This is a genomic window from Flavobacterium swingsii (assembly GCF_900111965.1).
Lineage (GTDB): Bacteria > Bacteroidota > Bacteroidia > Flavobacteriales > Flavobacteriaceae > Flavobacterium > Flavobacterium swingsii.
This window is the reverse complement of sequence record NZ_FOJT01000001.1, coordinates 279,542-293,223: the sequence shown is the minus strand read 5'-3', so window position 1 is coordinate 293,223 and position 13,682 is coordinate 279,542. Positions and strand designations below refer to the sequence as shown.

At 32.5% G+C, this 13,682-nt stretch carries 14 protein-coding genes and 1 riboswitch; of the genes, 9 read left to right on the top strand and 5 right to left on the bottom strand.

Annotated elements, in window-relative coordinates; all coding sequences use genetic code 11:
• Positions 1 to 132: 132 nt before the first annotated feature.
• From BM053_RS01425 to BM053_RS01405, 5 genes are all read right to left on the bottom strand, one after another.
• Entirely contained in the window at positions 133 to 939 is an 807-nt protein-coding gene (locus BM053_RS01425) for an energy transducer TonB (protein WP_091473203.1), read from the bottom strand.
• 169 nt (positions 940 to 1,108) lie between these two features.
• The gene (locus BM053_RS01420) at positions 1,109 to 1,657 is read right to left on the bottom strand and encodes an RNA polymerase sigma factor (RefSeq protein ID WP_091473201.1); all 549 of its coding nucleotides are present in this window, start codon (positions 1,655 to 1,657) and stop codon (positions 1,109 to 1,111) included.
• Positions 1,648 to 2,760, bottom strand: a complete 1,113-nt coding sequence (locus tag BM053_RS01415; RefSeq protein ID WP_091473197.1) for a glycosyltransferase — start codon at positions 2,758 to 2,760, stop codon at positions 1,648 to 1,650. The genes BM053_RS01420 and BM053_RS01415 overlap by 10 nt, the downstream gene beginning before the upstream one ends.
• Positions 2,761 to 2,862: 102 nt before the next feature.
• Entirely contained in the window at positions 2,863 to 3,891 is a 1,029-nt protein-coding gene (locus BM053_RS01410) for an iron ABC transporter permease (RefSeq protein WP_091473194.1), read from the bottom strand.
• A gap of 1 nt (position 3,892) precedes the next feature.
• On the bottom strand, positions 3,893 to 5,035 hold the full coding sequence (locus BM053_RS01405) for an ABC transporter substrate-binding protein (protein ID WP_091473191.1): 1,143 nt from the start codon (positions 5,033 to 5,035) through the stop codon (positions 3,893 to 3,895).
• Positions 5,036 to 5,326: 291 nt separating this feature from the next.
• Between BM053_RS01405 and BM053_RS01400 the strand changes: the two genes are divergently transcribed.
• The 9 genes from BM053_RS01400 to BM053_RS01360 all read left to right on the top strand — a co-directional run bounded on the left by BM053_RS01400 (position 5,327) and on the right by BM053_RS01360 (position 13,677).
• Entirely contained in the window at positions 5,327 to 5,716 is a 390-nt protein-coding gene (locus BM053_RS01400; RefSeq protein WP_167357264.1) for a C1orf53 family protein, read from the top strand.
• Positions 5,717 to 5,722: 6 nt separating this feature from the next.
• On the top strand, positions 5,723 to 6,235 hold the full coding sequence (cobU, locus tag BM053_RS01395; protein ID WP_091473184.1) for a bifunctional adenosylcobinamide kinase/adenosylcobinamide-phosphate guanylyltransferase: 513 nt from the start codon (positions 5,723 to 5,725) through the stop codon (positions 6,233 to 6,235).
• Positions 6,236 to 6,251: 16 nt separating this feature from the next.
• Positions 6,252 to 7,928, top strand: coding sequence for a nicotinate-nucleotide--dimethylbenzimidazole phosphoribosyltransferase (gene cobT, locus BM053_RS01390; RefSeq protein ID WP_091473181.1), 1,677 nt, complete (start codon positions 6,252 to 6,254; stop codon positions 7,926 to 7,928).
• 95 nt (positions 7,929 to 8,023) lie between these two features.
• A complete protein-coding gene (locus tag BM053_RS01385; RefSeq protein ID WP_091473178.1) occupies positions 8,024 to 8,830 on the top strand; it encodes an adenosylcobinamide-GDP ribazoletransferase in 807 nt (268 codons plus the stop codon).
• Complete coding sequence (gene cobC, locus BM053_RS01380) at positions 8,815 to 9,339, top strand: alpha-ribazole phosphatase (RefSeq protein ID WP_091473176.1); 525 nt, start codon at positions 8,815 to 8,817, stop codon at positions 9,337 to 9,339. Before BM053_RS01385 ends, cobC begins: the two co-directional genes overlap by 16 nt.
• Before the next feature lie 94 nt (positions 9,340 to 9,433).
• A riboswitch (cobalamin riboswitch) is annotated at positions 9,434 to 9,632 on the top strand.
• A 31-nt stretch (positions 9,633 to 9,663) separates the two neighbouring features.
• Positions 9,664 to 11,526, top strand: a complete 1,863-nt coding sequence (locus tag BM053_RS01375) for a TonB-dependent receptor plug domain-containing protein (RefSeq protein ID WP_091473173.1) — start codon at positions 9,664 to 9,666, stop codon at positions 11,524 to 11,526.
• Between the two features lie 5 nt (positions 11,527 to 11,531).
• A complete protein-coding gene (locus BM053_RS01370) occupies positions 11,532 to 12,590 on the top strand; it encodes a YncE family protein (protein ID WP_091473170.1) in 1,059 nt (352 codons plus the stop codon).
• A gap of 138 nt (positions 12,591 to 12,728) precedes the next feature.
• Positions 12,729 to 13,238 carry an RNA polymerase sigma factor gene (locus tag BM053_RS01365; RefSeq protein ID WP_091473167.1) on the top strand — a complete coding sequence of 170 codons (510 nt, stop codon included), beginning with the start codon at positions 12,729 to 12,731 and terminating at the stop codon, positions 13,236 to 13,238.
• Positions 13,225 to 13,677: a hypothetical protein gene (locus BM053_RS01360; protein ID WP_091473164.1), complete on the top strand. Its 453-nt coding sequence runs from the start codon at positions 13,225 to 13,227 to the stop codon at positions 13,675 to 13,677. The genes BM053_RS01365 and BM053_RS01360 overlap by 14 nt, the downstream gene beginning before the upstream one ends.
• Positions 13,678 to 13,682 lie beyond the last annotated feature (5 nt).

Here is a 13,682-nt window from a genome sequence, read left to right as displayed (position 1 = left end):
ATTTTTTACAGGGCAAAGATACTAATTGTAGTTTATTTGTGGATTTGTTTAGTCGTTAATTTCATTTTTTAAAATAAAAAAAGTACACTAAAATATTTCTTAGCGTACTTTATAAAAGTTTATGATTATAATTTATTGTGTTTTAATCAGAATAGGTAAAGAATAAGACGTTCTTACTGGTTTTCCTTTGTAGATTCCAGGATCCCATTTTGTTTTTATAGATTTTAATACACGAATTGCTTCGAGATCTAAACCAAAACCAGGGTTTTTAGGAACAGTAATGTTAGATAATGTTCCGTCTCTTTCTACCACGAAGAATACAAGGATTTTTATTGTTTTTTCTTCTTCTAATTCTGGCGTCACAAATTTTTTACCTACGGTTTTTAGAAATTCATTTATTCCGCCAGGAAAGTTAGGAGATTTGTCCAAAATTCCTGAGGGTTTAATTTCATTAGGATTATCAACAGGTTCAGTTATTACAACATGAGTGTTTCCAGTTTCAGGATTATTTTCAGTTCCAGTTGATGCAGTGTTTGTAGTATTGGTTTTGCCAACATCTTCGGGTTTTGTAAAATCAATATCTGGAGCTTTTGTAGCTTCAACAATCCTAGTGTTTGCTAAGTCTTTAGATTTTATTGGTTTTTGTGTTTCTTTTTTTGAAGCTGGTAGTACTTTTTTTATTTCCTCATGCTTAAAAACTATTTCTGTTACATGAAGAAAAGGATCTGGTGCTAAAGGTTTTGCAACTGGTTTGTCAGCAAATGAACTTAATAAAACAGGTAATAATGCAATTCCAGAAATTAATGCAATCGCACTAAAAAAAGCTTTCATAGTTGTTTTTCCGTCTTCTTGACGCAATTGGTACGCACCGTATTCTTTGTTTTTCCCTTCAAAAACCAACTCTAACCATTCGTTTTTGTTAATGTTTAATTTTGACATAATTTTTAGTTTTTATAATTAATAATCTTCTAATGTTCTGATTGATTAATTGAAAAAATCGTGCCAAAATTTCGTTAAATATATTAAGAGTTTAAATTATTATATAAATAATTGATTAATCATAAATTTAATGATTAATGTTTAAAAAAAACGAATTTTGTGATGTAAATTATGCTTTTGTGATAATCTCAGCCAATAGCTTTTTAGCCCGAAGGAGTTTGATTTTTACATTATTTAGCGGCTCTTCTAAATCGTCAGCAATTTCTTGGTAACTCATTTCTTGAAAATAACGCATCTGAATAACTTCTTGGTAAGCAGGTTTTAATTCTTTGATGAATTGTAGTAATCGAGATAAATTTTGCTCGGTAATTAATTTGTCTTCTGCCGAAGGGGAAGTATCGGCAACGGCATAAGCAATATCATCTTCTTCGTCAGTAATATCTATAAAAAGTGATGATTTTTTCTTTCGAAGCAAATCGATATGTACATTTTTTGCAATAGCAATTAGCCAAGTATTAAACTGAAATTCGGGATTGTAAGTCGCTATTTTGTCGAAAGCTTTAGAGAAAGTTTCTATAGTAATATCTTCGGCATCGGTTTCATTTTCAGTTCGTTGCAACATGAAACCATACACTTCGTTCCAATAACTATCTAGTAGAAAAGTAAAAGCAATTTGATCACCTAATTTGGCTTTTTCTATATATTTTTTTATTTCCAAGTGACTGGTTTTGAGAACATATTTCTAATAAACACGTTTAATTGTGTGAATATAAGAATTATTTCGAGAACTGGGAACCAATACATAACATCTTTTTCTTTTAGTTTTCCTGCCGAATATCCTAAGGAAATCCATGCAATTAGGTATCTAAAAGCAATTATTGATGTAACAATAATCCATTGAAATTGGAAAGTCAATAAAACAATAGGAATAAGTAGGAAAGATAATTGTGAAAAGTAAAAAAATCCTAATTGTGTTTTATCGAAAGATTTGTAATATTTTGCTGTCGAAACATGACGGCGTTTTTGCATAATCCAATCTTTGAAAGTTTTTTTCGCTTTAGAATAAGTAAAACTCTCGGGATTGTAAGCGAGTGCAATGTTGCTTTTGTTTGCTGCTTCATTTATAAATAAATCATCGTCGCCAGAACGCAATTTCATATGATTTATAAAACCATTGACTTTGAAAAATTCGTCTTTTTTGTAAGCTAAATTTCTTCCTACGCCCATATATGGTTTGCCTAATTTTGCCCAAGCAAAATATTGTGTGGCAGTAAGTAAAGTTTCGAAACGGATTAATTTGTTTAAAAAACTAGACTCTTTTTCGTAAGCGCCATAACCTAAAACAATAGTTTTATGTAAAGTAAAATGAGAAGACATTTCGGTAATCCAGTTTTCAGAATTTGGATAACAATCGGCATCTGTAAAAAGTAAATAATCTTTTGTAGCAGCTTTGATGCCAAGGGTTAATGCAAATTTTTTGTTTCCCCAAAAAGCTTCGTTATTAGCAACTTTTACTAGTTTTACATTAGTATATTGTTTCTCAAATTGTTCGAAAATCTCTAAAGTTTCGTCGCTAGAAGCGTCATCGATTAGTATAATTTCGAAGTTTGAATAATTTTGAGAAGCTAGAAGTGGAATAAATTTTTTTACATTTTCTTCTTCGTTTTTTGCGCACACAATTACCGAAACCGAAACATGTTTAGCTGTGCTCTCCTGAGGTTTTGCAAAAGAAAATTTACCAAAAATAAACAAATAGTAAATTACCTGAATAACCACAATTCCTATAAAAATGTAAAGTAAAATGAGTAAAAATTGTGTCATAAAATGTGTCAAAAAATATTTTGCAAAGGTACTAAAAGATTTTAGATTTCAGATTTTAGATTTCAGATTGTTTGCAAAAGATTATTTTATATTTAGTTAGAATCAATTAAAACCTCGTTTTCTAACCAACAGCCAAATCACAACTGGCGCGCCAATTATAGAAGTTATGGCATTTATAGGTAAAGTCACATTTGTTCCCGGCATTTGCGAAACCATATCACAAAACAACATGATAATAGCACCAAAAAATAAAGTGCTCCAAAATAAAATCCAATGATTGCTTGTGTGAAAAACCATTTTTGCAATATGCGGAACGGCTAATCCGATAAAAGCGATTGGTCCTGCAAAGGCAGTAATACTTCCAGCTAAAATACTCGTTGCAATGATGATTATAAATTTCGATTTTTTGAAATTTATTCCCATACTTCGGGCATAATTTTCGCCTAATAATAATGCGTCCAAAGCTTTAATATTCAAAACACTTAAAAATAAACCAATTGTTACCGCTACAAGAAGAATTACAATCTGATTCCAAGATAAATTACCCAAACTTCCCATAGACCAAAAAGTGAATTTTTGTAATTGTTCCGCCGAAGAAAAATAAGTTAAAACACTAACTATTGCACCAGAAAAACTACTAAACATAAGTCCTACAATTAGAATGGAAGTAGTATCTCGCAGTCGTTTTGAAACTAATAAGACCAAAAATAAAACCAGCAAACTTCCCAAACAAGAAGCAAACATAATTCCGTAAGGAGATAAAAAATAATCGGCAATAATAGTTGGTAAATAACTGGCTCCTAAAATGACAAAGGCAACACCCAAACTGGAACCTGAACTTAGTCCTAAAACATAAGGTCCAGCTAATGGATTTCTAAATAAAGTTTGCATTAATAATCCGGAAACAGACAACCCCATTCCAACTAAAATAGCTGTAATGGCCTTAGGTAAACGATAATTAAAAATAATATATTCCCAAGTTTCTTTACTTGCTTGTGATCCTGTAAGGCTTTTTAAAACTTCTTTGAAAGGAATAAAAACTTGACCCAAACTAATGTTGATAAAAAACAACAATATCGCTCCAATAAGAAGCGTCAGAAAAAGGAATATATTTCGTTTGTTGTTAGGCAATTTAATTTAGTTTTTGAGCAAAAGTTAATGTGTAATCAGGTAATAATTCTGGATGGAAAATTTTGATATAATCCTTTAATACTAAATCAGGGCGGCTTGGAGCTGATTCGTAATAAATAGTTCCGCCTTTTGCTCCTACTTTTGCTTCAAAAGTATATACATTTTTGTTTTTAAAGGCATCAAACTGACTATAGTGGGGATTGCTTTTTTCCAATTCGGCTAATGATTTATAATGCCCAGCAGCAATCCAGCATCCTGCGTTTTTTGCCTTGTCCAAAATATTTTCAAATGACAATCCTAAGCTACCAGTTCCTTCAACGTCTTTCCAGAGATAATTCGCCTTTGCATCTCTTAAAAACTGGGCAACCCAGCTGTTTCCTTTGGCAACAAACCATTGATCTTGATACATAGAACCATAAAGAACCGAAGTTTCTGCCTTACTATTTTTAACGGATAATAAAGCATCATTATAATTTTTTACAATATCATCAAAAAGTGTTTTAGCTTCTTTTTCTTTGCAAAAAAGACTCCCGAAAAGTTTTATCCATTCCGCTTTTCCAAGTGGTGATTGCTCCATCCAATCGGCTTGAATTAGCACTTTTAGACTACTTTTTTGTAAATTATCAATCATTGGATTGTTGTTATCTACTCCAAAAGCTACAATGAGACTAGGCGCTAAATCGATGAGACGTTCCATATTTAATTTTTCGTTTTGTCCCACGTTTTTTACCGAACCAGCATCAATTAATCTTCTGGTTTTTTCGGACGAAACATAATCAGTATGCGGAAAACCTACTAATGATTTCTCTACTCTAAGCATTTCTAGAAAAGGAATATTGGTTGTTGAGGTCACTACAACCGATTGTAACGGAACAGAAATAGTAATCTCTTTTTGCAAACTATCTGGAACGATTCCGCCTTTTTCTTTTAGAATATAAGTAAAATCTTTATTAGCATTCGGCCAAGGATTCGAAACTTTTACCACCGAATATCCTTCATGTTTAAAAATAGCTAAGCTTTTTGAATATGTTATGGAATTTCCAACAATACCAGTTGTTTTAGCTCTGTTTTCTTCATTTTTTTTACATCCAATTAGCATTAAAAGTAATATAGAAAAGGATATTTTAACACAGTTTAGTTTCATATGGTGGTATTTATTGTTTTTCATCTGTCACATGTAATTCACATATAATCATTGGTGTTTGCAACCAAATTTCCGTTATGTTCATTTCATTGTTTTTGAAAATTTTATGACAAAGGTAAATTATAATTTTTTTATAATGCGAATCAATTTTAAATTGCCTCTTAAACTTAAAATTAGATTTTTACTTAATAATTGCCTTCAGACCACTATATTTGTTGTTAGGTTTTTAAATAAAACGAGTAAACACAAACATAAATATTTGTCTTTTTACACTTTTGAAAAAGTAAAATAATGACCGATTTTCCTTCTAATACCATTCGAGTAAAAAACTGTTCTTCCTGCGGGACGTCTTTTAATTGTGGAGATACGCCAGAAGGAAGTAAATGTTGGTGTAATGATTTTCCACCTATTTTTACTCCCTCAGAAGTGGTAGGTTGTTTGTGTTCGAATTGTTTTAAAATATCATGTTCATCAAAAATCGACGAGTATGTAGCGACTATAACACCAAAAAACGCAATTCAAAATAAGGCGAAAGATTTACCCAAAACAACCAATTTAGTGGACGGAATTGATTATTATATCGAGAATGGGAATTATGTTTTTAAAGCATTCTTTCATCTCAAAAGAGGACATTGTTGTACCAATGGATGCCGACATTGCCCTTATGGATTTAAAAAATAAAGAAAAATGATTTATTTAATTACAGGCGGAGAACGCTCAGGAAAAAGCAGTTATGCCGAAAATTTTGCCAAAGAATTATCGGATAAACCAATGTATGTGGCGACGGCTCGAAAATGGGATGACGATTTCCAAAAGCGTATTGATCGTCATCAAAAAGACCGAGACGAAAGATGGGTCAACATTGAAAAAGAGAAACACCTGAGCGAAATTGATTTTTCGGGGAAAGTTGCCGTAATTGATTGTGTGACGCTTTGGTTAACCAACTTTTTTGTGGATACTAAAAACGATGTGGAATTGTGTTTGGAACAAGCCAAATCCGAATTCGATGCTATCGCCAATCAAAAAGACACAACCATTATTATCATCACCAACGAAATAGGAATGGGCGTTCATGCCGACACCCACATTGGACGAAAATTTACCGAATTACAAGGTTGGATGAACCAATATTTAGCCAAAAAAGCTCATACCGTAGTACTGATGGTTTCTGGTATTCCTGTAACGATAAAAGGAAATTAACAATAATTAGATGACCATGTTTGATTTAGATGAAATTTTAAAATCCCGTCGTGACACTCGCCATTTTACGGATGATGAGGTTCCTGATTCGGTCATTGAAAAAGCATTGCAAGCGGGACATTGGGCGCCATCTGTGGGGTTGACTGATGCTACAAAATACTATCTCATAAAGTCAACAGAAATTAAAAAAGCGATCAAAGAATTGTTTTTGGATTATGACAAGAAAGCAACTAATCAAACCGATAACGAACAACAAAAATCACAATACCAAGCCCTAAAGCTTGAAGCTATTGAGGAAGCTTCACTCGGACTTGTGATTTGTTATGATCGTTCGGTTCTGAATAATTTCACAATTGGAACAGTGGGTAGTAACGAAGCTATAAAATTTAGTGCGGTTTGTGCGGCACAAAATATATGGCTTTCCCTTACGGAACAAGGCTATTCCATGGGATGGGTTTCTATTTTAAATTATTATGAGTTTAAAAAGTTATTGGGTTTACCTGAAAATATAGAGCCTTTGGGTTATTTCTGCGTAGGTAAACCTGCTACAAATTATGAAAACCAACCGATGTTGCAACAATTGAATTGGAAGCAAAAATTGGAAAAACCATTTGTAGAAGAAATAAGTAAGCTTCATCTGAATAATGAGGTTACTCCAGTTGAATTGGGTGGTAAAATGGTCACTGATTTTGATTTATCCGAAGCATTACAGTATAAAATTAACAACAAAACCAAGCCAGCAGGTTCTTTAGGAATGTTAGAAGTTTTGGCAAAACAAATCGGAATGGTGTTTCAAACCTTGGAACCTAAAATTATCCAACCCAATATGGTTATTTTTGCTGCCGATCACGGTATTGCAAATCATGGAGTGAGTGCGTATCCGCAAGATGTTACACGTCAAATGGTAATAAATTTTCTTGAAGGTGGAGCGGCGATAAATGTATTTTGTAAGCAACATAACATTCAATTATCTATTGTAGATTCTGGGGTGAATTATGATTTTTCGACGAATACTAATTTGATTTCAGCAAAAATAGCAAAAGGTACACAGTCTTTTTTACATGGTGCAGCAATGAGTGCAACCGAACTCGATTTGTGTTTTGCTAAAGGAAGTAAAATTGTTAAAGCTATTGCAGAAACTGGAAGTAATTGCATTGGTTTTGGAGAAATGGGAATCGGAAATACATCAACGGCTTCGGTTTTAATGAGTGTTATTTTAGGATTGCCAATTGAAGATTGCGTAGGAAAAGGAACGGGTGTTGATGATGAAAAATTACTGTTCAAAAATGAAATTCTGCGAAAAGTAATTGAAAATTATAAAGGTTCAGATGATTTGGATAGCAAATTAGCTTATTTCGGAGGATTCGAAATTTTTCAGATGGCTGGCGGAATGATTGAAGCCTATAACAATAATATGTTGATTCTAGTTGACGGATTTATTTGTAGCATCGCTTTTTTAATTGCCTTTAAAAAGAATCCAGGGATTATACAAAATGCTATATTTTGTCATCAATCTGCCGAGCAGGCACATATGAAATTGTTGAATTATTTAAATGCAAAATCCATTTTAAATTTAAATTTACGTTTAGGTGAAGGGACAGGTTGTGCGGTCGCATTTCCAATTATTCAATCGGCAGTAGCTTTTTTGAATGAAATGGCGAGTTTTGAAAGTGCAGGAGTTAGTAAAAAGTAATCAGGGAAGTTCATAGAAAATATATTTATAACTAAAAAAAAAACCAAGATAATCAGCGTTGCTTGCATCCGTTTTATCAGCGTTCCATAAAAAAAATGAAAAAAGAAATCCATATATTTTTTACCGCATTAATGTTTTATACTCGAATTCCGTGTCCGAAAAACATCGATCACAATCCAGATTATCTCAACAAAGCCTCTCGGTATTTTCCGTTTATTGGTTGGATTGTAGGAGGAATAAGCTTTGCGGCTTATTATCTCTCATCTATTCTCTTCTCTCATGATATAGCAATTATTTTAGCAATTATTGCAGGAATTCTAACCACAGGTGCTTTTCACGAAGATGGTTTTGCCGATGTTTGTGATGGTTTTGGAGGTGGTTGGACTAAAGAAAAAATCCTAATAATTATGAAAGATAGCGCCATTGGAGCGTATGGAGCAATTGGTTTGGTATTGTTGTTTTTACTAAAGTTTCAAATTTTGAGTCAATTAGTCAATGATTCACAAAATCATCAATTTATCATTTACCATTTACCATTTACCATTTTTTTACTTTTCGTTTCTGCTCATTCCATCAGTAGATTAGCTGCCATTTCCATAGTTTTTACACATCAATATTCTCGCGAGGACGCTTCGAGTAAAAGTAAACCCATTGCCCAGAGTTACACTTGGCGAGAAGTTTTTGGAGCATTATTTTTCGGACTGTTGCCACTTGTTCTTTTGTTTTGTTTTCAATGGCAGTTGCTATTAGTCATACTTCCAGTTTTTACCACTCGGTTTTTCTTGGTTCGCTATTTCCAGAAATGGATTGACGGTTATACTGGAGATTGCCTAGGAGCGACCCAGCAAGTGTGCGAAGTTGTTTTTTACCTGTCAATTATAGGAATATGGAAGTTTATTTAGTACGTCACACCGAAACAGTTTGCGAAAAAGGTATCTGTTATGGTCAAGCCGATGTAGAAATTCAAGATGATTATTTATCACTTTTCGAATCTATAAAAACAAAAATACCTTCAAATGCAATCGTATATTCGAGTCCTTTGAAACGATGCACAGTATTAGCTAATCATATTTCAGAAGGAAATTTCAAAACCGATTCCAGATTAATGGAAATGAATTTTGGCGATTGGGAATTAAAAAAGTGGAACGATATTCCAGAAGATGAAATGAATCCTTGGATGCAAGATTTTGTAAATGTACCAGTACCAAATGGCGAATCCTTCGTACAACTATACGAAAGGGTAAATACTTTTTTTGACGAAATAAAAAACACAAACCCATCAAACCCAGTTGTAATTATAACACATGCTGGTGTTATTCGGAGTGTTTTGTGCAAAATTTCTAATTTACTACTTCAAGATGCTTTTCAAAATAAAGTTGATTTTGGGGAAGTAAAAAAGATAAATTTCTAATAAAAATTTAGTTTAATCATGATAATAGTGATTATAATTTAAAAATATATTTAAAAAGTCTAAAAAAATTGGGTTATTAATATTTATGCAATTATCTTTGCACTCGAATTAAGGTTTCTGTCTTTTAACAAAAAGAAGGAATTAAAAGGGAATTTGGATAAATACCAAAGCTGTTCCCGCAACTGTAAGCTATGAGCTTGTTGTTATCTACAAATACCACTGATCGCTGTAGCGAATGGGAAGGTCAACAACAAGACGCAAGCCAGGAGACCTGCCTCAATTCTTAACAAATATCGAATCTCCGGGAAAAGAGATTCTGAGATTATGACTTTAAGAAAATACATTTTATTCTTCTCGATTTTGGTTTGCCAATTAGTTTTGGCACAAAACGATACCATAACAAATTTGAAGGAAGTTGTTGTGTCAGATACTTATTTGAAAACCAATAACAAATCGCAATCTATTCAGGTTTTAAGTGATTCGATAATTAGTAAAAATCAATCTTCTCTTACTAATTTACTTAATTACAATAGCACCATTTATTTTAAAGAATATGGTCGCGGTATGCTATCTACGGTTTCTTTTAGAGGGACAACATCGGCACAAACAGCCGTGATTTGGAACGGAATAAATATTAATTCACAACTTAATGGAAGCACCGATTTTAACACCATAACGGCAAACGATTACTCTTCAATTAGTGTTAAAGCAGGAGGAGGAAGTGTCATTTATGGTAGTGGTGCCGTGGGCGGAAGTGTGCATTTAAACAATAATTTGAGTTTCAAAAAACAATTTACTAACAACCTGCAATTGTCCTACGGAAGTTTTGATACTTCTGGAATAAACTATAAAACACTCCTGTCTAACGAAAAATGGAGTGCTCAAATTGGTTTTTCTTATAATGCCTCCAAAAATGAATATCCTTATATTAAACTATTTACTTGGAAAGGAGAGCAAAGAAAAAACTTAAACGGAGAATATCTAAATACGAGTTTGAATGCTAATATTGGGTATAAAATTAATTCGTCTAATTTGATTAAATTTTACAGTCAAACCTCAAATACTGACAGGCATTTGTCTTTGGTGTCAGAATCCGATACAAAAACAAAGTATGTAAACAGTTTTAGTCGTAATTTATTAGAATATGACGGTAACTTTGATAAGTTTTCGGCTAATCTTAAATCGGCTTATATTGTTGAAGAATATCAATATTTTGGAAATATAGAAAGTGATTATTTTAGTTTTGGTAAGTCCGAAAGTGCCATTGCAAAATTAGATTTGAGCTATCAATTGTTAAAATCTTTAAAAATAAATACGATTATAGACTATAGCCAAACCAGAGGTTTCGGTACAAGTTTTGGTAATAATATAAGAAAAATTGGTTCGGCAGCAGTATTAGTGAAACAGCAGGTAGGTAAGAAATGGCAAAATGAGTTTGGGATTCGTCAAGAAATTACAGATAATTATAAAAGTCCGTTGTTGTTTTCTGCGGGGACTTCCTGTTTTTTAAATAATTGGTATACCGTAAAAATAAATCTTTCTAGAAATTACAGAATCCCTACTTTCAATGATTTGTATTGGGAAGGAACTTCAGATCAGGGAAATCCAGACCTAAAAGTAGAGAGTTCTTATCAGGCTGAGGTTGGAAATGTATTTTCGTTTCAAAAAATAAAACTTTCTCAGACATTTTATTACAATAAAATAAAAGATCTAATAAGTTGGAAACCTGGAGATAATGGTGGTTGGACACCACAAAACACGAATAAAGTTGCCGCTTATGGATCTGAAACTGTATTGGGTTGGGCAAATAATTTTGGTAAACATTTTTTGAGTATAAACGGGACTTATGCTTATACAATCTCACAAGACGAAGAAACAAAAAAGCAATTGTTTTTTGTTCCTTTTCACAAAGCCACAGGTTCAGTCGCTTATTCGTATAGAAAGTTTGCTATAAACTACCAATTCTTATACAACGGATTCGTATATACAAGATCTGATAATGATCCGAAACAAATCATAAAATCATATAAAGTATCTAATGCAGGAATAGACTATGATTTTAAATTTTTAAACTCTTCAAAATTAGGTTTTCAAGTACTTAATTTATTAAATGAAAAATACCAAAGCCTTGAAGATAGACCGCTTCCAGGTAGAAATTTTAATCTATACATAACCCTTAAATTTTAATAATTATGAAGTTCAGTAAAATGTTTTTAGTATCTCTAATGAGTTTTCCATTGTTTTTTTCTTGTTCAAACGATGATGATGTGCCAGTAGCACCAGTTCCTGGAGCGTTTGAAAACGGTTTTTTTGTGCTTAACGAAGGGAATGCAACTACGGGTTCGGTTACATTTGTGAGTAATGATTTAAATACAGTAAAACAAGATGTTTATGTTACTGTAAATCCGTCTGATAATATTGGTGGTTATGCTCAATCTATCTTTTTTGATGGCGATAAAGCATTTATAATTTCAAATGGTTCAAACAAAATTACTGTTGTAAACCGTTACACGTTTAAGCTAATTGCTAAAATCACAACAGGGCTAAGTATACCAAGATATGGAGTTGTTGTAAACGGAAAAGCTTATGTTACCAATGCTAATACATTTTCTTATTCTAATCCAACTACTGGAGATACCGATGATTTTGTTGCAGTAATAAATCTTTCGAATTATACAGTAGAAAACACAATTCCTTTAGGGACTTTTGGAGAAAAAATTACTGCTGTAAATGGTAAAATATATGTTGCAAATGGTGCGTTTGGTGATGGAAATTCTATGAAAATAATTAGTCCAAGTACTAATACTGTTGTTAAAACACTAACATTTGGAAATTCACCAAACTCGATGTTTGAAAAAAATGGAAGTCTTTATGTTTTGTGCTCAAGCTATGCAGCCAATAGCGAATTGGCAAAAATAGACTTGACGACTGATACTGTTTCGAGTACAATTGTTATGGATTCAGCACTTGGAAATGCACAAAATTTAAGTTTCGATAATAATAAATTTTTCTTTTCTATAGATTCAAAAGTTTATGATGAAGATATAACAGCAACAACAATAGCTACAACACCATTATTTACATCATCGGCAGTTTATTTGTACGGAATGATTGCAAAAAACAGTAGAATTTATGTGGCAGATTCGCCTACTTTTACAGCAGATGGAAAAGCTTTTATCTATTCTTCAATAGGAACTTTACAAAAAGAAGTAGCTGTTGGGCTTGGTCCAAATGGTTTCTATTTCAATTAGAATCAAACAACATTTAGAAAATTATTCAAGCCTCGTTCTAACCATTTAGAACGAGGCTTTTTTGTATTAATAAAAATAATTTTTAGTATCTTGTAACAAAAAAGATAGTAGCTCGTCTTGACTATATAACCAACCATTATGAACCAAATTGAATTTATAAACCATGTAAAACCATTTAAGGACAAAATGTTCCGGTTAGCCAAGCGATTACTCGTAAGTACCGAAGAAGCCGAAGATGCAACGCAAGAAGTTCTTGTAAAACTTTGGAATAAAAACAATGTGCTGAAGGATTTTGGAAGTACCGAAGCCTATGCAATGACTATAACAAAGAATTATTGTTTAGATGTTCTGAAGTCAAAACGAGCAACGAATTTGCAAATTGTACATAATAATTATGCCGAAAACGGAGCCAGTTTACAACAAAAAGTTGAAGACAATGATTCTTGGAATTGGGTCGAAAAATGGATAAATGATTTGCCAGAACAACAAAAAATAATAATCCAAATGCGAGATGTAGAACAATATGAGTTCGAAGAAATTGCAAAAATATTAGAAATGAGCGAAGCTACAATTAGAGTAGCTTTATCGAGAGCTAGAAAAACAATAAGAGAAAAACTGACAAATACCCATAATTATGGAATTCAATAAAATAGAGATATTAATCGAAAAATACTTTCAAGGAGAAACCTCGATTGCCGAAGAAAAGGAGTTGCGCAGCTACTTTTCATCTCAAGATGTGGCGCCACATTTAGAGCAATATAAAGCAATATTTGGTTATTTTACCCAAACAAAAAAACAAGAATTTGAGCAAGAGATTCCACAAATCACTAAAAAACGTAATGTTATGTGGTTGTCTGTTGCAGCATCGGTTGTCGTTTTGTTGGGTGTTGCTACCTTTTATATGATAAATACTAATGAGCCTGTGAATCATCAGAATGAGTTAGGAACTTACGAAAGCCCCGAAATTGCATTCAAAGAAACACAAAAAGCATTAGCCTTATTATCATCAAATGTAAATGTTGGCATAGAAAGTGTAATGTATGTACAAGAGTACGAAACTGCTAAAAACAGAATTTTTAAAAAGTAAAAATC